This is a genomic window from Meiothermus sp. QL-1 (genome assembly GCF_003351145.1).
In the GTDB taxonomy this organism is placed as follows: Bacteria; Deinococcota; Deinococci; order Deinococcales; family Thermaceae; genus Meiothermus.
Genome location: NZ_QQSV01000004.1, coordinates 133,642 through 151,385 on the forward strand (window position 1 = coordinate 133,642; position 17,744 = coordinate 151,385).

At 67.0% G+C, this 17,744-nt stretch carries 20 protein-coding genes; 5 read left to right on the forward strand and 15 right to left on the reverse strand.

Annotation, left to right across the window (positions count from 1 at the left end; all coding sequences use genetic code 11):
• Positions 1–270 precede the first annotated feature (270 nt).
• From DV704_RS12405 to purB, 8 genes are read right to left on the reverse strand one after another with little or no spacing between them, the layout of a single operon-like run.
• A complete protein-coding gene (locus DV704_RS12405) occupies positions 271–573 on the reverse strand; it encodes a zinc ribbon domain-containing protein (protein WP_369911023.1) in 303 nt (100 codons plus the stop codon).
• Positions 557–1,972, reverse strand: a complete 1,416-nt coding sequence (purF, locus tag DV704_RS06640; protein ID WP_114798841.1) for an amidophosphoribosyltransferase — start codon at positions 1,970–1,972, stop codon at positions 557–559. Before purF ends, DV704_RS12405 begins: the two co-directional genes overlap by 17 nt.
• A gap of 5 nt (positions 1,973–1,977) precedes the next feature.
• Positions 1,978–4,173 (reverse strand): phosphoribosylformylglycinamidine synthase subunit PurL, encoded by a 2,196-nt coding sequence (purL, locus tag DV704_RS06645; protein WP_114798797.1) that lies wholly within the window; start codon positions 4,171–4,173, stop codon positions 1,978–1,980.
• A complete protein-coding gene (locus DV704_RS06650) occupies positions 4,173–4,916 on the reverse strand; it encodes an HAD family hydrolase (RefSeq protein ID WP_114798798.1) in 744 nt (247 codons plus the stop codon). The genes purL and DV704_RS06650 overlap by 1 nt, the downstream gene beginning before the upstream one ends.
• 9 nt (positions 4,917–4,925) lie before the next feature.
• On the reverse strand, positions 4,926–5,624 hold the full coding sequence (gene purQ, locus DV704_RS06655) for a phosphoribosylformylglycinamidine synthase subunit PurQ (protein ID WP_114798799.1): 699 nt from the start codon (positions 5,622–5,624) through the stop codon (positions 4,926–4,928).
• A complete protein-coding gene (gene purS, locus DV704_RS06660) occupies positions 5,621–5,872 on the reverse strand; it encodes a phosphoribosylformylglycinamidine synthase subunit PurS (protein ID WP_114798800.1) in 252 nt (83 codons plus the stop codon). The genes purQ and purS overlap by 4 nt, the downstream gene beginning before the upstream one ends.
• Positions 5,869–6,582: a phosphoribosylaminoimidazolesuccinocarboxamide synthase gene (gene purC, locus DV704_RS06665; RefSeq protein ID WP_114798801.1), complete on the reverse strand. Its 714-nt coding sequence runs from the start codon at positions 6,580–6,582 to the stop codon at positions 5,869–5,871. Before purC ends, purS begins: the two co-directional genes overlap by 4 nt.
• Positions 6,583–6,598: 16 nt before the next feature.
• On the reverse strand, positions 6,599–7,909 hold the full coding sequence (purB, locus tag DV704_RS06670) for an adenylosuccinate lyase (protein ID WP_114798802.1): 1,311 nt from the start codon (positions 7,907–7,909) through the stop codon (positions 6,599–6,601).
• 133 nt (positions 7,910–8,042) lie between these two features.
• On the opposite strand from purB, the gene DV704_RS06675 reads away from it, so the two are divergent.
• On the forward strand, positions 8,043–8,753 hold the full coding sequence (locus tag DV704_RS06675; protein WP_114798803.1) for an HAD family hydrolase: 711 nt from the start codon (positions 8,043–8,045) through the stop codon (positions 8,751–8,753).
• A gap of 4 nt (positions 8,754–8,757) precedes the next feature.
• Positions 8,758–9,117, forward strand: coding sequence for a carboxymuconolactone decarboxylase family protein (locus DV704_RS06680; RefSeq protein ID WP_114798804.1), 360 nt, complete (start codon positions 8,758–8,760; stop codon positions 9,115–9,117).
• Here DV704_RS06680 and DV704_RS06685 read toward each other — a convergent pair.
• The 6 genes from DV704_RS06685 to glmM form a co-directional block, all read right to left on the reverse strand.
• Complete coding sequence (locus DV704_RS06685) at positions 9,114–9,962, reverse strand: MBL fold metallo-hydrolase (RefSeq protein WP_114798805.1); 849 nt, start codon at positions 9,960–9,962, stop codon at positions 9,114–9,116. The genes DV704_RS06680 and DV704_RS06685 overlap by 4 nt on opposite strands.
• On the reverse strand, positions 9,925–10,791 hold the full coding sequence (locus tag DV704_RS06690; RefSeq protein WP_114798842.1) for a site-specific DNA-methyltransferase: 867 nt from the start codon (positions 10,789–10,791) through the stop codon (positions 9,925–9,927). Before DV704_RS06690 ends, DV704_RS06685 begins: the two co-directional genes overlap by 38 nt.
• Positions 10,792–10,799: 8 nt before the next feature.
• Positions 10,800–11,591, reverse strand: a complete 792-nt coding sequence (trpA, locus tag DV704_RS06695) for a tryptophan synthase subunit alpha (protein WP_114798806.1) — start codon at positions 11,589–11,591, stop codon at positions 10,800–10,802.
• Positions 11,588–12,838, reverse strand: a complete 1,251-nt coding sequence (gene trpB, locus DV704_RS06700) for a tryptophan synthase subunit beta (protein WP_114798843.1) — start codon at positions 12,836–12,838, stop codon at positions 11,588–11,590. The genes trpA and trpB overlap by 4 nt, the downstream gene beginning before the upstream one ends.
• Positions 12,839–13,003: 165 nt before the next feature.
• Positions 13,004–13,411, reverse strand: coding sequence for a thioesterase family protein (locus DV704_RS06705; RefSeq protein ID WP_114798807.1), 408 nt, complete (start codon positions 13,409–13,411; stop codon positions 13,004–13,006).
• Entirely contained in the window at positions 13,408–14,718 is a 1,311-nt protein-coding gene (glmM, locus tag DV704_RS06710; RefSeq protein ID WP_114798808.1) for a phosphoglucosamine mutase, read from the reverse strand. Before glmM ends, DV704_RS06705 begins: the two co-directional genes overlap by 4 nt.
• Before the next feature lie 97 nt (positions 14,719–14,815).
• Between glmM and DV704_RS06715 the strand changes: the two genes are divergently transcribed.
• Positions 14,816–15,286, forward strand: a complete 471-nt coding sequence (locus DV704_RS06715) for a hypothetical protein (protein ID WP_114798809.1) — start codon at positions 14,816–14,818, stop codon at positions 15,284–15,286.
• 5 nt (positions 15,287–15,291) lie between these two features.
• On the opposite strand, the gene DV704_RS06720 is transcribed toward DV704_RS06715, so the two are convergent.
• On the reverse strand, positions 15,292–16,029 hold the full coding sequence (locus tag DV704_RS06720) for a hypothetical protein (protein ID WP_233498272.1): 738 nt from the start codon (positions 16,027–16,029) through the stop codon (positions 15,292–15,294).
• A gap of 96 nt (positions 16,030–16,125) precedes the next feature.
• Between DV704_RS06720 and DV704_RS06725 the strand changes: the two genes are divergently transcribed.
• Entirely contained in the window at positions 16,126–17,169 is a 1,044-nt protein-coding gene (locus DV704_RS06725; RefSeq protein WP_114798811.1) for a Xaa-Pro peptidase family protein, read from the forward strand.
• Positions 17,166–17,744 (forward strand): septal ring lytic transglycosylase RlpA family protein, encoded by a 579-nt coding sequence (locus DV704_RS06730; RefSeq protein WP_114798812.1) that lies wholly within the window; start codon positions 17,166–17,168, stop codon positions 17,742–17,744. Before DV704_RS06725 ends, DV704_RS06730 begins: the two co-directional genes overlap by 4 nt.

Genomic DNA, 17,744 nt, shown 5'->3' on the forward strand with positions numbered 1-17,744 from the left:
CGTGGGAAACCTGCACCCACAGCATTATCCACACCCTCAAGCGGCCCGCTGATTCAGGCTCTGGTCGTCAACGCAAAGCGATCCTACACAGAAAAATGCAGGTGTGTAGGTGACTGCGTTTGGCACGAATCCGCCATAGTTGTATCGCGCCCTTCACAAACCTTACCGCCCATCCGAACGGCATGCCTCCAAGTCGGACGGCTCAAAAAAAGAGCACCCTATGGTAGTCGGTGACGACTCCCCGTTCTGGAGAACGGGGCTTCTCGGTTCTCACGGGACGGCCCTTGCCGTGCCCATCCCCGAAGGCTCCGTCCGAGCCCTGGCCAGGATGTTCAGCGCTGCGGCCACGTCCCGGTGCTGGTGGGCGCCGCACCGGGGACAGGTGTACTCCCGCACCCAGAGAGGGCGTTTTTCTCTGTAGCCGCACACCGGACAATCCTGGCTGGTGTATTTTGGGTCTACCTTGACTAAGGCGGTTGTTGCCGCAGCGAATATGCGCGGGAAGCGCTTACTTGCCACTCCCCTTCGATCTTGAAAACCCAAGCTACTCTGCACCCTACACAGCGCTCGCACCTTCGGTCTCGAGCGCCTCTTTTCGCACCTCTTCCTCGGGCTGGCCTGCCGGGTACTGGCCGTTGAAGCAGGCCAGGCAGACCGGCCCTCCAATGGCCTCGCGCACCCCGGCCTCGCTCAGAAAGGCCAGCGAGTCGGCCCCAATGAGGGTGCGAATCTCCTCCACCGTGTGGGTGGCAGCCACCAGCTCTTTGCGGGCGGCGGTGTCAATGCCGTAGTAGCAGGGGAACCTGATGGGGGGCGAGGAGATGCGCACGTGCACCTCGGTGGCCCCGGCCTCGCGCAAGAGCTGCACGATGCGCCCCGAGGTGGTGCCCCGCACGATGGAGTCGTCCACCAGCACCACCCGCTTGCCCGCTACCGCAGGCGTGGCGGCGAGCTTCAGCTTGACCTTCAGGTCGCGCATCTCCTGGGTGGGCTGGATGAAGGTGCGGCCAGCATAGGGGTTCTTGTGCAGCCCGTAGTCGAAGGGAATCCCCGAAACCCGGCTGTAGCCGATGGCCGCCCCGATGCCCGAGTCCGGCACCGGCACCACCAGATCGGCCTGGGCTGGGGCCTCCTGGGCCAGCACCTCGCCCATGCGTACCCGGGCCGGATGGGTGGGGATGCCGTCCAGGGTGGCATCGGCCCGGGCAAAGTAAATCCACTCAAAGGCGCAGGGGGTGGGGCGGGGCTCGAGCACCTGCCAGGAGGAAAGCCCCCCCGCCTCGTCCACCCAGACCAGCTCACCGGGCCGCACATCGCGCACGAACTCCGCCCCCATCAGGGCCAGCGCCGGGGGTTCGGAAGCAAAAACCCAGCCGCCGTTGGACAAGCGCCCAATCACCAAAGGCCGCACCCCGTTGCCATCCCGCAGGGCCAGCACGGTGCGCCGATCGGTGATGACCACGCTGAAGCCGCCCTTTAGCTCGCGCATCGCCCGGGCGGTGGCCTCCACCAGGTTGAGCTTGGCGTAGCGGGCAATCAGGTTGATCATCACCTCGGTGTCGTTGGTGGTCTGGAAGACCGCGCCATGCTCCAGGAGTTCCTGGCGAATCTTCATGGCGTTCACGAAGTTCCCGTTGTGGGCGATGGCCAGAATCCCCTTGGAGCTGCGGACACTTAGGGGCTGGGCGTTGAAGCGCAGGTTAGAACCGGTGGTGGAGTAGCGGGTGTGCCCGATGCCCAGGTTGGCCCCAGAGATACGCAAGCGCTGCATCCGGGCCTCGTCGAAGACCTGCGTAACCAGGCCCAGGTCTTTTTCAATCACCAGGTCTTTGCCGTTCGAAACGCAAATCCCAGCCGCCTCCTGGCCCCGGTGCTGCAGCGCGAAAAGCCCGAGCTGCAAAAGGTCGGCCACCGGCAGGGGCTCGGGCGACCACAAGCCCAGCACACCGCATTCCTCCTGGGGTTTGTCCACAGGGCTCACGGCAACACCTCCCGCAAAGGGGATTCCCAGGCCTCCCGGAGCTCCTCCAGGCTCCACTCCAGCCGTTCCCTGGGCAAAAGCAGGGTTAGGCACTCCCCCCCCACCTGGCCCAGCACCTGGTAGGGCAGCCCCATCTCCTCCAGCAGCCCCACGGCTTCCTGGAGCCGGTCTGGGGCCACGGTGAAGAGCACGCGGCCCGCAGCCTCACCGAACAAAAGGGCATCGGGGCGCTGGCGGCTGCGCAGCTCGAGGACCGCCCCTAGACCCCTGGGGAAACACATCTCGGCCAGGGCCACCGCCAGCCCCCCCTCGGCCACGTCGTGGGCGGTGCGGGTTAGGCCCCGGGCAATCAAGGCGCGAATGGCGGCCTGGACCCTCCGCTCATGCTCCAGGTCGAGAGGCGGGGGGCTTCCCGCCTCCAGTCCGTGCACCACCCACAGGTACTCCGAGGCCCCCAGGTGGCCCTCTAGATGCCCGATGAGCACGACCACCTCCCCCTCCTTGCGGAAGCCCAGCTCGGCCCGCCGCTCCACCTCCTCCAGAAGTCCCACCACCCCCACCATGGGGGTAGGGGGAATACGGTGGTTGGGGCCCTCGTTGTAAAGCGAAACGTTTCCCGAAACCACCGGTATGCCCAGGGCCCGGGAGGCCTCAGCCAGGCCCCGTATGGTTTCAGAGAGCTCGAAGTAGCCCTCCGGGGTCTCAGGATTGCCACAGTTGAGGCCATCGGTGTAGGCGAGCGGCCTACCGCCCACCACACTCACGTTGCGGGCCGCCTCGGCCAGGGCGTGCATGGCCCCCAGGCGGGGAGAGAGCTTGCTGTAGCGGGGGTTGGCGTCCACCTTGACCGCAATACCCCGCCGGGTGCCCTTGATGCGCAAAATGGCCGCATCGCCCCTGCCGGGCACCAGCACGGTGTTGGTGCCCACCTGGTGGTCGTAGCGCTCGAAGACGGGGGCCCGGCTGCACAGGTTGGGGGAAGACAAAAGCCTGGGCAAAAGGTCGTGCAGGCCAGCAGGCAAGGGCAGTTGGTCCAGCTCAACCGCGCGCAGCTCCCGTATGGCGGGGTCTTCCCGGCCCTCGCGGGTGTAGGTGGGGCAGTCGGCCAGGGCGTGGGTGGGCACCTCGGCCAGCACCTGCCCCCCAGCCTTGACCCGGAAAACCGGCTCGGCAACCACCCACCCTATTCGCACCGCGTCCAAACCGAATCGCTGCGCCAAAGCCTCCAGCGCTTTTTCCTTGCCTGGCCGGGGCACCAGCACCATCCGCTCCTGCGACTCCGAAAGCATGAGCTCGAGGGGCGTCATCCCCTCCTCCCGCCGGGGCACCCGGTCCAGGTTCAGCTCAATGCCCAGCCCCGACTTGTGGGCCATCTCCGAAAGGGAGGAGGTGAGACCGGCAGCCCCCATGTCCTGCACGCCCTCCACCAGGTCCTGCTGGATGGCGGCCAGGGTGAGCTCCATGGTCAGCTTGCCCAGAAAAGGGTCGCCCACCTGCACGCTTGGGCGCTTGGACTCGTTCTCCTCGGAAAGCTCCTCCGAAGCAAAGGCCGCCCCCCCAATGCCGTCGCGCCCGGTCTTGGCCCCCACGTAGTAGACCGGGCGCCCCAAGGAGGCCCGGCTCCGCTTGAGCGCCCCTACCGGCAGAAGCCCCACGCACATGGCGTTGACCAGGGGGTTTTCCTGGTAGTCCGGGTGGAAGTAAACCTCCCCCCCCACCGTGGGCACCCCGATGGCGTTGCCGTAGTGGGCAATCCCCTCCACCACCCCCCGCACCAGATAGCGGGTGCGGGCGTCCTCCGGCCTGCCGAAGCGCAGCGAGTTCAAAAGGGCAATGGGCCGGGCCCCCATGGCCATGATATCGCGGATGATGCCCCCTACCCCGGTGGCCGCCCCCTGGACGGGCTCGACCGCCGAGGGGTGGTTGTGGCTCTCAATCTTGAAGGCCACCGCCCAGCCCTCGCCGATATCCACCACCCCGGCGTTCTCCCCGGGGCCCTGCAGCACCGCCGGCCCTTCCTTGGGCAAGAGCTTGAGCAGGGGGCGGGAGTTCTTGTAGGAGCAGTGCTCGCTCCACATCACCTTGAAGAGGTAGAGTTCCAGCCGGTTGGGCTCGCGTCCTAAAAGGCGCACTATCTCCCGGTACTCCTGGGGGGGGATACCGGTTTCCTGGAGCAAAAGCGTTTCTTCCATCACAAAGCCTGGGGGGTGTGCACTCCACCCAAAAGAGGGATGAGTTCCAGATGGTTGGCGATGCGGGCAGTGGGCTCAGGGTTGCCGTTGCGGTGGGTGTGGCCGGTGTAGAGCACCGCCCAGGGGTAGCCCGTGGCAAAGGCCCCGGCGATATCGGTGCGGGGAATGTCCCCAACATGCAGGGCCTCCTCGGGTCGGGCTCCCATCTCGTCCAAAGCGGCCAGGAAGGCCTCCGGCTTGGGCTTCACCACCCCGGTCTGGTCGGAGAAAGAGAAGCCGCTGAAGAGGTGGTGGAGCTTGTGGCGCTTCAGGTGCTCTTCCAGGATGCGGCCGGTGGCAATGCTGGTGTCGGAGACGATGCCCAGCTTGTAGCGCTGGGCCAGGTTGGGCAGCGCCTCCAGCACCCCCGGCAAGGGCACCAGGTCTCCTTTCAGGCTGGCCTCCACGATGCGCTGGGCGGTGAGGGCAATATGCCCCTCGTCGTAGGGCAGGCCCAGGTAACCGAAGATGCGGGCCACCCGGTCGAAGGGGGTCATCACCTGCTCGGCCAGCCAGGCAGCCTCAAAGTCAAGAGCAGCCTGGCGCCAGGCCTCCATCACCGCATCAATTTCCACCGAGACCCCAGCCTCAGAGGCTGCATCCAGAAGAATCTCGTTGCGCAGGTGCTTGATGGCCCCGGCGTACTCCGGCCCCTCGATGAACAGGGTGCCCCAAAAGTCGAAGGTAATGGCCCTGGGTGTCATACCTACCTCCTACACCATAACCTCGAGCGCTGCCCTCAGGCTCTGAAAAAGACCGAGCCCATCCGTGCTCCCCAGCAGCTCTTCGACCGCCCGCTCCGGGTGGGGCATCATTCCCAGCACATTGCCCCGCTCGTTCACGATACCTGCGATGTCGTTCAGAGAACCATTGGGGTTGTAGTCCCTCCTATCCAAGGGCCGGTCGGCGGGCACGTAGCGGAAGACCACCTGGCGGTTTTGCTCCAGGCGCTCCAAGGTGGCCCCATCGGCATAGTAGCGCCCCTCGCCATGGGCTATGGGCAGCCTTAGGACCTGGTGCGGCTGGTAGGCCCGCGTGAAGGGCAGATCGGTGCGCTCGACCCGCAAGAAAACTTCCTTGCAGGTGAAGTGCAGGTTGGTGTTGGCCAGCAAGGCCCCCGGCAGAAGCCCGGCCTCGGTGAGCACCTGGAAGCCGTTGCAGATGCCGATGACCGGATAGCCCTGAAGGGCCAGCCGGCGCACCTCCTGCATCACCGGCGAGAACTTGGCCAAAGCCCCGGCCCGCAGATAGTCGCCGTAGGAGAACCCCCCCGGCAGCAGCACGGCCTGGAAGCCCTCCAGGTTTCTCTCGGTGTGCCAGACCAGCTCGGCCCTGAGCCCCACCTGCCCCAGGGCCCAGACCGCGTCCTGGTCGCAGTTGGAACCGGGAAACTGGACCACCGCCACCCTCATACCAGCGCCCGCACCCCCTCCACCACATAGACCTCCATCACCGGGTTGGCCAGGGCCTTCCCAATGGCCTCGGCCGCAGCCCGGGCCTCGGCCTCGTTCGGGGCCTCCAGCTCCATCTCCAGCACCCGGCCCACCCGTACGTTCCCCACCGGGTACCCAAGGCCCTGCAGCACCCCCTCCACCGCCCGGCCCTGGGGGTCGAGGATGCCTTCTTTGAGCTCAATCAGGAGGGTCAGGTGGTATCTCATACCGGCTTGGGCTCCTCCAGCACGCGCCGCAAAACCTCCTGGTAGGCCTCCTCCACCCCCCCCAGGTCGCGGCGGAAGCGGTCCTTGTCCATCCGCTCCCCCGTCCCCACCTCCCAAAGCCGCATGGTGTCGGGGGAAATCTCATCGGCCAGCACCAGGCGGCCTTCTGGGAGGCGGCCGAACTCGAGCTTGAAGTCCACAAGCTCGAGCCCCCGCCGGGCAAAATAATCCCCCAAAAGCGTATTCACCCGGAGCGCCAGCGCCCTGATATCCGCCAGCCCCTCCCTGTCTGCAAGCCCCAGGGCCAGCGCGGCCTCCTCACAGATTAGGGGGTCGCCCAGGGCGTCGTTCTTGTAGGAAAACTCCACCAGCGGAAAAGGCAAAACCCGCCCCTCCTCCACCCCGTAGCGCCGGGCAAAGCTGCCCGCCGCGCGGTTGCGCACAATCACCTCCAGCGGCACGATCTCCACCCGCCGCACCAACATCTCCCGCTCGGAGAGCTCCCGGACAAAGTGGGTGGGCACCCCGTGGGCCTCCAGATGGCGGAAGAGGGCGGCAGACACCTGGTTGTTGACCGCGCCCTTTCCCGCAATCTCCCCTCGCTTCTGGCCGTTGAAGGCGGTGGCCTCGTCCTTGAAGTAGACCCGCACGGTGCCCGCCTCGGCCCCGGGGTAGAGGATCTTGGCTTTTCCCTCGTAAAGCTTCTCCATTTTTACCAGTCTATCGCTAAAGCCCGAACCGGGCGTAGATGGCGTCCACATGGCGCAGGAAGTAGCCGGGGTCAAAGGCCCGGGCCAAGGCCTCACCCTTGAGGGGGCAGTGGGGGTCGGCCTCGAGCAGGGCCCGGAAGTCCAGCCCCTCGGCCCAGCTTTTGAGGGCGTTGCGCTGCACCACCTCATAGGCCTGGGCGCGTTCCAGGCCGCTCTCGATGAGCAGGTTCAGCACCCGCTGGGAGTAAACGAGGCCACGGGTGAGCTCGAGGTTCCTCCGAACGTTCTCCTCATAGACCGTAAGCCCCTCCAAAACCCGCCCCAAGCGGCGCAGCAGGTAGTGGGCCAGGGTGGTGGAGTCGGGCAGGACCACCCGCTCCACCGAGCTGTGCGAGATGTCCCGCTCGTGCCAGAGGGCCACGTTCTCCAACCCGGCTTGCAAGTTGCTCCTCAAAAGCCGGGCCAGCCCCGAGATGTTCTCCAGAGCCACCGGGTTCTTCTTGTGGGGCATGGAGGAGGAGCCGGTCTGCTTGTAGGCAAAGGGTTCCTGGGCCTCCAGGACCTCGGTGCGCTGCAGGTGGCGCAGCTCCACCGCGATGCGCTCGAGGTTGGCCCCCAGGATCGCCAGGGCGCTCAAAAGCTCGGCGTGCCGGTCCCGCGGCACCACCTGGGTAGAGACCTGTTCAACGGCAAAGCCCAGCCGCTCGGCCACGTACTGCTCCACCCCGGGCTCCACATGGGCGTAGTTGCCCACCGAGCCCGACAGCATGACCACCCGCAGCCCCCTCCGCGCCCGCTCCAACCGCTCAGCATCCCGCAGAAGCGCGGCGTAGAAGGAAAGAAAACGCAGGCCAAAGCTGGTGGGCTCGGCATGGACCCCATGGGTGCGCCCCACCGCGGGCAGGTGCTTGTAGCGCAGGGCCAAGCCCTTGAGGAGGTCCTGCACCTGCGCCAGCTCCCCTAGCACCAAGGCCAGCGCCTGGTCCAGCAAAAGGTTTTGCGCGGTATCCACCACGTCGCTGCTGGTGAGGCCCAAGTGCAGCCAGCGGGCCACCTCGGCCTGGCCCGTCCACTCCGTAAGGGCCCGGGTGAAGGCCACGATGTCGTGCCGGGTCTCGGCCTCGATGGCCTCCACCCGCGCCGCGAAGGCTTCGTCCAGGGGCTTCTCTTCCAAGGCGCGCCGCAGCTTTAGGGCCGTGCCCACCGGCACCTGGCCCAGCCGCTCCCAGGCCTCCAGGGCCAGCAGCTCTACCTGGGCCCAGGCCTGGTAGCGACGAACCTCGCTCCACAACGCCTGCATCTCTGGGGTTTGGTAGCGTGCAATCACCGGTTGGCACTCCTTGAAGCTAGCCCTGTTTTCCTTCCTGCCATACCGTCCCTCACACCAAACAACGCCCCAAGCCTACCACAGGCTGCTCCCAGGCGGGACCTTGAGCCACAGAAGCGGATAGTATGGGGCCATGATCCGCGCCGTCCTCTTCGATGTGGGCGATACCCTGATCCTGGGGCATCCCAAACTTTGGCTGTGGCCCCTTCTGGAGGCCCGGGGCCTGGCGGCGAAGGCCGACCCCACGCGCCTGCCCCAGGCCACCCGCGAGGCCTATGCCCACTACGCCCTGCACCACATGCAGGCCACCGATGAGGCCACCGCCTTGGCCTTCTGGCGCTCCTTTCACCGCAGAATCATGGAGGGGATAGGTCTGGGGGAGCACGCCGAAGCGGTGGCCGACTACCTGGCCCAGAACTGGCAGAACCCCCAGGTCTGGCCCGTGACCCCGGGGGCCAGGGAGGCGCTGGCCGAGCTCCGGGGGCTGGGCTTCAAACTCGGGGTGGTCTCCAACTGGGACTGGACCCTGCCGGGGGTTTTGCGCGCCACCGGTCTGGCAGAGTTTTTCGATTACATCGGGGTCTCGGCCCTGGAAGGGGTGGCCAAGCCGGACCCGAGGTTCTTCGCCATCGTGCTAGAAGCGCTGGGGGTAAGGCCTGCAGAGGCCGTTCACGTGGGCGACTCAAAGGATGACATCCAGGGCGCACGGGCCGCTGGGGTACACCCCCTGCTCTTTGACCCCTACCGGCGGAACCCCCACGCCATGGGCGAGCTGGCCCAGGTGGTGGCCTACGTTGCCAGGCGGGCCGGAATTGACGTCCCTACTCAAAACCCGAAAGACTGAGCCTATGAGCGTGCGCAAGGCCATCTGGGGCGAGAATTTCGAGGCCATCGAGGCCGCCCTCAGCGAAGCCGACCCCGACCTCTACGGCTACATCCGCGACTTCGTCTACGAAGAGGTGCTGGCCCGACCCGGGCTGGACCTCAAGACCCGCGAGCTTCTAGCCATCACCAGCCTGATCGCCCTGGGGGCCCCAAAGGAGATCGCCACCCACCTCGAAGGAGCCCTGCGCAACGGGGCCAGCGAGCAGGAGGTGCGGGAGACCATCATCCAGTCGGCCATCTTCGTGGGCTTTCCCCGCGCCCTGGCAGCCATGAAAACCTTCCAGGCCCTCCTGCGCAAGCGAAAGGAACCGAGGAGGGGTTAGACCCCCTCTGCCCTGTAGCCCTTCTCCCCCACGGCCAGGCGGGCCAGCGGGTTTTGGGGCTCGTGGGCAAAGCAGAGCAGGTAGCCCTCTGCAAGCCAGCGCTCGTAGAGGCGCCTGCGGGTCTCCAGCGTGGTCATGGGGTAGAGGTCGAAGGCGGGGATGTAGGGCAGGGGAACCTGGGCCCTGAGGGCCACCAGGTCGCCGGTGTAGGCCAGCCGCTGCCCTTCGGACTCGAGCTCCACCACCTGCATGCCCAGGGTGTGGCCAGGGGCCGGCAGCACCCGCAGCCCGGGCAGCAGCTCGGCCTGGCCCTCTACCAACTCGAGCCGCCCGGCCTCCAGCAGGGGCTCCACGTTCTCCGGGCGGTAGCTGGCCTGGCTGCGCTCGTGGGGGTGCAGGGCATCCTCGAGCTCCTGTTTTTGCACCACGTGGCGAGCTTTTGGGAAGGTAGGCACCAGCCGGCCCTCCTCCCAGCGGGTGTTGAGCCCGGCATGGTCGAAGTGGAGGTGGGTGTGAACCACCAGCGAGATGTCCCGGGGCTCCAGCCCCAAGAGGGCGAGCTGGTCCAGCAGGGGATGGCCCTCACCCAAACCGTAAAGGCGGCGGAACTTCTCGCCGGGTTTGCGGTCTATGCCGGTCTCAACCAGGATAAACTGTTTTCCTGCCCGCACCAGCAGGGGGTTGAGGCCCAGGCGGATGCGGTTCTGCTCGTCGGGCGGGGCCAGCTTCGCCCACAGGACCCTGGGCACAACCCCAAACATGGAACCGCCATCCAGCCACAGCTCGCCGTCGGAGAGGACCCAAATTTCAAAGGCCCCGAGCCTGCGGTAGAGAATCGGTCTCATCCAGGCGGATTATCTCAGGGGCATAGGGGGCCAGTCTACGCCGCATGACCTCAAGGGCCTCTGGGCTCTCGTCTACCAGCACAAAACCCCGGCCATGCCTGGCAGCCGCTTCGCCGGTGGTGCCTGAGCCGGCAAAAAAATCGAGCACCACCTCCCCGGGGTTGGAGTGCACCCGCACGATGCGTTCCAGGAGCTTGAGGGGCTTTTGCGTGGGGTAGCCGGTCTTCTCCCTGGAGGAGGTGGGCACGATGGTCATCCACCACACATCGGTGGGGGTCTTGCCCCGGGCCGCCTTTTCGGGCCCCGCCACCTTAGGGGTCAGGTAGGGGATGCGGTCGATGGCTTCGTAGTTGAAGGTGTACTCGCGGGGGTTTTTGGCGTACCAGAGGAGGGTATCGTGCTTGGCGGGCCAGCGCCTTTTGGAGCGCCCTCCGTAGTCGTAGGCCCAGATGATCTCGTTCATGAAGCTTCTGCGGCCAAAAATTTCGTCCAGCATCACCTTCACGTAGTGCACCTCGCGGTAGTCCAGATGCACGAAAAGCGAGCCTGTGGGGCTCAGAAGGCGGTAGGCCTCCAGAAGTCTGGGCCGCAGGAAGGCCAAAAAGTCCTCGAAACGGTCGGGAAAGGCGGGGGAAGCCAGCGGGGTGGTGGCGTAGCGCCTACCCCCAAAACCCACCCGCTCCCCTCGCTCGTCCAGGACCGCACGAATCCGATGGCGATGCTGGGTCTTTCCGGTGTTGAAGGGAGGGTCCAGGTAGATGAGGGGAAAGGAGGCCTCGGGCAGCGTGCGGAGGTAGTGCAGGCACTCGGCCAGGACAATCCGCCTCATCCCCATCCTCAGAGCGCAGCCTCGGGCCGCTCGAGCCACAGGCCTGCCCGCACCTCATCGAGCACCACCCCAAGCCTCCTCCCCTCCTCGTGGGCCCGGATCAGGGCGCTGGCCACCACCGCCCCATCGGCGGCCCGGGCGGCCTGCTGGGCGGTGGCTTGGTTGGAGATGCCAAAGCCGATGGCCACCGGGGCATCGGTCACCCGGCGGATGCGCTGCACCAGCTCGGGCAGCCCCTCGGGCAGCCGGTCGCGCGCCCCGGTCACCCCGGTCACCGAGACCGTGTACACAAAGCCGGTGCAGTAGGGGGCCACGGTCCGGATGCGGGCCTCGGTGGAGGTAGGGGCCAGCAGAAAGGTGGTCTCGAGGCCCATCCCCTGCGCCAGGGCCACCAGCTCGGGGTCCTGGTCAGGGGGCAGGTCGGGCAGAATCAACCCGTTGGCCCCGGCCTCCTTGAACATGCGGAAAAACCGCTCGGGGCCCACGGCCAGCACCGGGTTGATGTAGGTCATGAGGAAGAGGGGCATATCGGTGAGGGCCCGAATTTCCTGCACGAACCGGGCCACATCCGCTACACGAAGGCCCTGCTGCAGAGCCTGCTCGGAAGCCCGCTGAATAACTGGCCCGTCGCCCAGGGGGTCGGAGTAGGGCAGCCCGACCTCGAGCAAGTCCGCGTAGGGCAAGACCTGTTTGACCAGCTCGAGGTCGGCCCCCCGGCGCGGGTAGCCGGCCATCACATAGGGAATGAGGGCCGCGCGCCCCTCGGCTTTGGCCCTGGCAAAAGCTTCGCGGGTGGTCATGAGCGCCCTCCCAGCACGAGCCCCTCGGCCCTTGACCCCTGGCCCTCGTCCATGAGGCGCATCACCTCCGCCACGTCCTTGTCGCCCCGGCCCGAGAGGTTGATCACAATCACCTGCTCGGGCTCCATCTCCGGGGCCAGCTTGGCCGCGTAGGCGATGGCATGGGCCGACTCCAGGGCCGGGATAATCCCCTCCAAACGACACAGAAGCTGAAAGCCCTCCAGGGCCTCCTCGTCGGTGATGCCCACGTACTCGGCTATTCCCTGCTCGGCGAAGTAGCTGTGCTCGGGGCCCACCCCAGGGTAGTCCAGGCCCGCCGAGACCGAGTGCGCGGGCTGAATCTGGCCGTCGTCGTCGTAGAGCAAAAACATCTTGGCCCCGTGCAGCACCCCCTTGCGCCCGGCCCCGATGGACAGGGCGTGCAGCCCCGAAGCCGCCCCGTGGCCCGCAGCTTCTACCCCAATCAGGCGGGGACGGGGCTCTTGGTAGGCAAAGGGCGCAAACACCCCGATGGCGTTGGAGCCCCCGCCCACACAGGCAATCACCACATCGGGGCTCTCGCGCCCCTCCTTTTCCCGGAGCTGGGCCTTGATTTCCTCCCCCACGATGCTCTGGAAGTCGCGGGCCATCATGGGATAGGGGTGCGGCCCCACCACCGAGCCGATGATGTAGAAGCTATCCCGCACGTTGGTCACCCAGTCGCGGATGGCCTCGTTGGTAGCATCCTTTAGGGTCTTGGTGCCGCTTTCCACCGGGCGCACCTCGGCCCCCAGCAGCTTCATGCGAAACACGTTCAAAGCCTGCCGCCGCACGTCCTCGGCCCCCTGGTAGACCACGCACTCCAGGCCCATCAGGGCGGCCACGGTGGCCACCGAGACCCCATGCTGGCCGGCCCCGGTCTCGGCAATCACCCGCTTCTTGCCCATGCGCTTGCACAAAAGGGCCTGGCCCAGGGTGTTGTTGATCTTGTGGGCCCCGGTGTGGTTCAGGTCCTCGCGCTTCAGGTAGATCTTGGCCCCGCCCAGGTGCCGGGTGAGGTTCTCGGCCAGGTACAAGGGCGAGGGGCGGCCCACGTACTCGCGCAGGTAGTACTCATACTCGGCCAGAAAATCGGGGTCGTTCTTGAAGTGCAAGTAGGCCTCGGTGAGCTCCTCCAGGGCCGGCATCAGGGTCTCGGGCACATAGCGCCCGCCAAATTCGCCATAGCGGCCCTTTGCGTCGGGCAGGGGGTAGCTGGGTAGCTGCATGGGCACCTCCAAAAGAAAAACTCGAGGTCCAGACCTCGAGAAAAGCCCGGCTGCACGACACCGGGCCTAGCCGCGCCACCAACGCTGGTGGCGCCTTTTGTAGCTCCGCGGGGTGCGGGGCCGCATGGCTGGAGCGTAGCAAGTCCGCCGGCAGTTCGTCAAGCCTTAGTCGGGCCGGTGCAGGTGCGCGGCCAGCCGCTGGGCGATGGCGGGAGGAATCCGCGTAGCCCTGCCCTGGCGGTCCTGGCAGAGGTGGCGGGTGAACCCCTCGGCCAAAAGCACCTCCCCCCGCCATACCCTGTACTGGTAGCGCAGGGCCCGCGAGGAAAGCTCGGCCAGCCAGACCTCCACCTCGACCACCTCGCCGAAGCGGGCCGGCTGGCGGTAGGTGAGGCCCAGCTCCACCACCGCGAAGGCCAGGCCCTGGGCCTCCACCTCGGGGTAGGGCAGGCCGATGCGCACAAGCCACTCCACCCGTGCAGCCTCGAGCCAAACCACGTAGCTGCTGTGGTGCACCACGCCCATAGCATCGGTCTCGGCGTAGCGCACCGCGAGTGAAAGCCGGGCGGTCATGGGCTGCGGTCGAGCCGCTCCACCAGGCCCACCAGGCGGCTTGAGACGGCCTCGATGACCCCTTCTGGTCCTTCCACCATCACCCGCACCAGGGGCTCGGTGCCCGAGGGCCGCACGTTCACCCGGCCCTGGCCCTCCAGCGCCTGCTCGGCCTCCTTTATGGCCTGGTGCAGCTCGGGGTGCTGCATAATCCGTTCCTTGTCCTTTACCCGCACGTTCTTGAGCTGCTGGGGGTACATGGGCAGGGCCTCGTACCACTCCGAGAGATCGCGGCCAGAGGCCCGCATGGCCGAGAGGGTGAGGATGGCGGTGAGCAGGCCATCGCCGGTGGGGGCATGGTCCAGGAAGATGATGTGCCCGCTCTGTTCCCCGCCTAGGGTAAGGCCGGAAGCCTTCAGCTTTTCGTAGACGTAGCGGTCGCCCACCGCGGTGCGGTAGAAGTTGATGCCTGCTTCACGCAGCTTGACCTCGAGGCCCATATTGCTCATCAGGGTGCCCACCACCCCAGGCTCGCGCCGGGTGAGGGCGTTCAGGTAGAGCACGTGGTCGCCGTGGAACTCCCGGCCCTTGCGGTCCACCAGAATCGCCCGGTCGCCATCCCCGTCGAAGGCCACCCCCAGGTCGAAGCCCATCTCCACCACCTGGTTGCGCAGGAAAGCGGTGTGGGTGGAGCCGCAATTCTTGTTGATGTTCCGCCCATCAGGGGTGTTGAACATGACGAAGACCTCGGCCCCAAGCCGCTGGAACAGCCGGGGGGCCAGGCGGTAGGTGGCCCCGTTGGCGGTATCCAACACGATGCGCAGGCCCTCGAGGCTGCTGCCCTTGGCCAGGAGGAAGTCCAGGTACATCCGCTCGGCCTCGCGAAAGTCGCTCACCGAGCCGATGCCGTCGGTGGGGAAGTCTCGCTCCAAAAGGGCCTCTATCTCGGCCTCGGCCTCGTCGGGCAGCTTGTGGCCCTGGTGGCTGAAGAACTTGATGCCGTTGTCCTGATAGGGGTTGTGGCTGGCCGAGATCATCACCCCCGCCGTGGCCCCTAGGCGCTGGGTCAGGTAGGCCACCCCCGGGGTGGGCAGCACCCCCAGGTGCTCTACCCGCACCCCCTGCGACATCAGGCCGGCGGCCAAAGCCGCCTCCAATAGGTCGCAGGAAAGACGGGTGTCCTTGCCCAAGAGCACCACCGGGCGGGGGGTCTGGGCCCTGAAGTAGGCCCCCGCGGCCTGGCCCAGCCTAAGCACAAAGGCCGGGGTCAGCGGAGGCTCCCCGGCCACCCCCCGCACCCCATCGGTTCCGAAGTAGCGGCGTCCCATCCGCCACAGTTTATACCAGGTGAAGGCTCGCCCTGGCCTGGGGAAAAGGTGGGGCGCCTCCTTGTGGGAAAGGTTCTAAGTTTGGCAGGCTTGTGGTATGAAAAAAGCCTTGATTTTCGCCCTTCTGGGAGGCATAGCCTTCGCCCAACCCGGCACCTCGCCCTTTGTGGACGTCCCCCCCTGCCACTGGGCCCGGGAAGCCATCGAGGCCATCGCCCGGCCCGACCCCAACGCCCGGCCCCAGCCCTCGGCCCTTCTAGCCGAAAACGCCCTGCGCCAGGTCTTCGAGGGGCTGAGGTGCAACGACCCCCTCTGGAGCCAGCGCTTCCTGCAGGACCCCAGCCCGGCTTTTGGCCGCGCCGAGGCCCGGCTGCGCGGGTTCGAGCTCAACGTGCGGGAAACCCGCATCGCCGGCGAGCGGGCCACCCTGCGCTTTGACCTGACCGCGGTACTGGCCGAGGGCAGCCTGCGCCGCAGCGGCACGGCCCAGCTTGTCTTCACCCCTGCTGGCTGGAGGGTGGTCTATTCGAGCCTGGTGGACCTGGGGCTGCCCCTTTTCCCCCAGTAGCCCAGCTACTGCGCCGGCTTGAAGAAATCGGCCTCGCCGAGAACGGGGTTGATCTCCACCTCCAGCACCTCGCCCCGGGCGGCCAGCACCCCCCCCACGTAGTTCTCCCAGCGCTGCGGCAGGCGGACGCCCTGGACCACCTGGTAGTTGGAGAAAAAGGTGATGCTCTCCCCCACCCCCGGTATCTGCAAACGCTCACCCACCAGCAGCCCCTCAGGGTTGAGCAGGTAGGTGCTCTCCCAGCCCTGGGTGCTGACCACGAGCAGCCGCCCCCGCCGGTCGCGCAGCGCCCCCTCGGCCAGCCGGGCCCGCTCCCGCCCCTCCTTGCCGTACTTGAGCCCGAGCCAGCCGGTATAGAGGCTCGAGCGCAGAATCTCCCGCTCCCTTGGGGGCAAAGGCCTGAGCGAGGTCTCGCGGCTCCAGAAGAAGCTCTCGCGCGGGCTGTACTGCTGGAGGGCCAGGGGGATGGGACGGGGCTGGCTCAGGCTTTCCGGGTCGTAGATCTCAAGCCGCACCCGGTTGTTGACAAAATCCACCAGCAGAAGGGTCACGATGCGGCTTTCCTCCTTGCCGTCGGGGGTGTAGTAGATGTGGGTGGTAACCTCCCGGTAGGTCTTGAGGTTGGCCAGGGCCGCCCCACCCAAGGCCCCCCGGGCTCGCTCGAGCCACTGCGCTGCCTCGGAGGAGACCTGGGCCAGGGCCATCCCCAGCCCCAGCGCGAACAGAAAGACACCCACCCTCATACCCTGCACCATAGCATACCCGGGTGAAGCCGCGGTGTAGGGAGGATTGCTCTGGCCGCTCGTGCAGAGCAGGCGGTATTGGGGTAGATTCTTGCCGTGGACTTCGCCGGACTGCTAGAACGCCTGGGGCTCGAGGCCCTCTTCGTCTCCAACCCCCACAACGTCCGCTACCTCTCGGGCTTCGTGGAGGGCAAGGACGCCAAGCTGGTCATCACCCGGGAAGGCCCCACCCTCATCACCGACGGGCGCTACCTGGTGGAGGCCCAGCAGCAGCCCTTCCCCTACCGCATCCTCCAGCGCCGCAACGAGCTGAACCGGATTTTGGCCGAGTTCTTCCAAGGGCGGGTGGGCTTCGAGGCCGAGCACCTGAGCGTGGCCCAGCTCGAGGCCTTCCAGAAAGACTTCCCCCAGGTCACCTTCGTACCCACCCGGGGGGTCTTCGAGGGGCTGCGCCAACAGAAGAGCCCCGAGGAAATCGCCCGCATCCGCCGGGCCGCGGCCCTGGCCGACCAGGGCTTCCGGCACATCCTCCCCTACCTGAAGCCCGGCGTGCGGGAGCTGGACATTGCCTTGGAGCTGGAATTCTTCCTGCGCAAGGCGGGCTCCGAGGGCATGGCCTTCAGCCCCACCGTGGCCTCGGGCGAGCGCGGGGCCCAGCCCCACGGGGGGGCCAGCGCGAAGACAATCTGCCCGGGGGAGCTGGTCACGCTGGACTTCGGCTGCGTGGTGGAGGGGTACTGCTCCGACATGACCCGCACAGTGGCTGTAGGCCGGGTCTCCGAGGAGCTTCGCTCGCTCTACCAGGCGGTGCTGGAGGCCCAGACCCTGGCTTTGGAGGCGGTGGCGCCGGGCCGGCGGGGGGCCGAGCTCGACGCGCTGGCCCGCCAGCACCTGGAACAGAAGGGGTACGGCCCCTACTTTACCCACAGCCTGGGCCACGGGGTGGGCCTTTACGTGCACGAAGGCCCCAGCCTGAGCCAGGTCTCCGAGGACGTGCTGGCCCCCCACCAGGTCGTCACCATCGAGCCGGGGGTCTACATCCAGGGCCTGGGCGGCTGCCGCATCGAGGACCTGGTGCTGGTCACCGCCACGGGGCACGAGGTGCTTTCGCAAAGCCCCAAGGAGCTCATCGAGCTATGAGGCGAAGCCTGGCGCTTCTGGTCCTGGGGGGGCTGGCGCTGGCCCAGGGCTATGTGGTACAGCCCGGGGACACCCTGGAGCGCATCGCCCGGCTCTTTCAGGTGCCCGTAGCCGAGCTGATGCTGGCCAACGGTCTCATCGAGGACCCGCTGCCGGTGGGGCTCGAGCTCAACATCCCCCCCTCGGACTGGAACCCCATGCACATAGAGGCCCTCCCCCTGCTCGAACCGCTGCCCTGGGTATTCCTGCCCCTCCCCCCAGCCCCCCAGGAGGCCCGGGTACGGGCAGTCCAGGAGGGGCTGGCCTCGTGGTACGGGGCCCGCTTCCACGGACGGCGCACCGCCAGCGGGGAGCGCTTCAACAAGTTCCACCTTACCGCCGCCCACCGCAGCCTGCCCTTCGGCACCCGGGTGCGGGTGGTCAACCCCCGCAACGGCCAGAGCGTGGTGGTGCGCATCAACGACCGGGGGCCCCACATCCAGGGCCGAATCATCGACCTTTCCTACGCCGCTGCGTTGCAGCTCGGCCTGGTGCGCCAGGGGGTCTTCCGGGTGCGGCTTGAGATTTTGCCCTGA

What these genes read in the sequence shown, in the direction of transcription:
- purL (WP_114798797.1), bottom strand. Translation starts at nt 4,173, where the DNA reads ATGGAAGAAACGCTTTTGCTCCAGGAAACCGGTATCCCCCCCCAGGAG.
- DV704_RS06650 (WP_114798798.1), bottom strand. Translation starts at nt 4,916, where the DNA reads ATGACACCCAGGGCCATTACCTTCGACTTTTGGGGCACCCTGTTCATC.
- purQ (WP_114798799.1), bottom strand. Translation starts at nt 5,624, where the DNA reads ATGAGGGTGGCGGTGGTCCAGTTTCCCGGTTCCAACTGCGACCAGGAC.
- purS (WP_114798800.1), bottom strand. Translation starts at nt 5,872, where the DNA reads ATGAGATACCACCTGACCCTCCTGATTGAGCTCAAAGAAGGCATCCTC.
- purC (WP_114798801.1), bottom strand. Translation starts at nt 6,582, where the DNA reads ATGGAGAAGCTTTACGAGGGAAAAGCCAAGATCCTCTACCCCGGGGCC.
- DV704_RS06675 (WP_114798803.1), top strand. Translation starts at nt 8,043, where the DNA reads ATGATCCGCGCCGTCCTCTTCGATGTGGGCGATACCCTGATCCTGGGG.
- DV704_RS06680 (WP_114798804.1), top strand. Translation starts at nt 8,758, where the DNA reads ATGAGCGTGCGCAAGGCCATCTGGGGCGAGAATTTCGAGGCCATCGAG.
- DV704_RS06685 (WP_114798805.1), bottom strand. Translation starts at nt 9,962, where the DNA reads ATGAGACCGATTCTCTACCGCAGGCTCGGGGCCTTTGAAATTTGGGTC.
- DV704_RS06690 (WP_114798842.1), bottom strand. Translation starts at nt 10,791, where the DNA reads ATGAGGCGGATTGTCCTGGCCGAGTGCCTGCACTACCTCCGCACGCTG.
- trpA (WP_114798806.1), bottom strand. Translation starts at nt 11,591, where the DNA reads ATGACCACCCGCGAAGCTTTTGCCAGGGCCAAAGCCGAGGGGCGCGCG.
- trpB (WP_114798843.1), bottom strand. Translation starts at nt 12,838, where the DNA reads ATGCAGCTACCCAGCTACCCCCTGCCCGACGCAAAGGGCCGCTATGGC.
- DV704_RS06705 (WP_114798807.1), bottom strand. Translation starts at nt 13,411, where the DNA reads ATGACCGCCCGGCTTTCACTCGCGGTGCGCTACGCCGAGACCGATGCT.
- glmM (WP_114798808.1), bottom strand. Translation starts at nt 14,718, where the DNA reads ATGGGACGCCGCTACTTCGGAACCGATGGGGTGCGGGGGGTGGCCGGG.
- DV704_RS06715 (WP_114798809.1), top strand. Translation starts at nt 14,816, where the DNA reads ATGAAAAAAGCCTTGATTTTCGCCCTTCTGGGAGGCATAGCCTTCGCC.
- DV704_RS06720 (WP_233498272.1), bottom strand. Translation starts at nt 16,029, where the DNA reads ATGAGGGTGGGTGTCTTTCTGTTCGCGCTGGGGCTGGGGATGGCCCTG.
- DV704_RS06730 (WP_114798812.1), top strand. Translation starts at nt 17,166, where the DNA reads ATGAGGCGAAGCCTGGCGCTTCTGGTCCTGGGGGGGCTGGCGCTGGCC.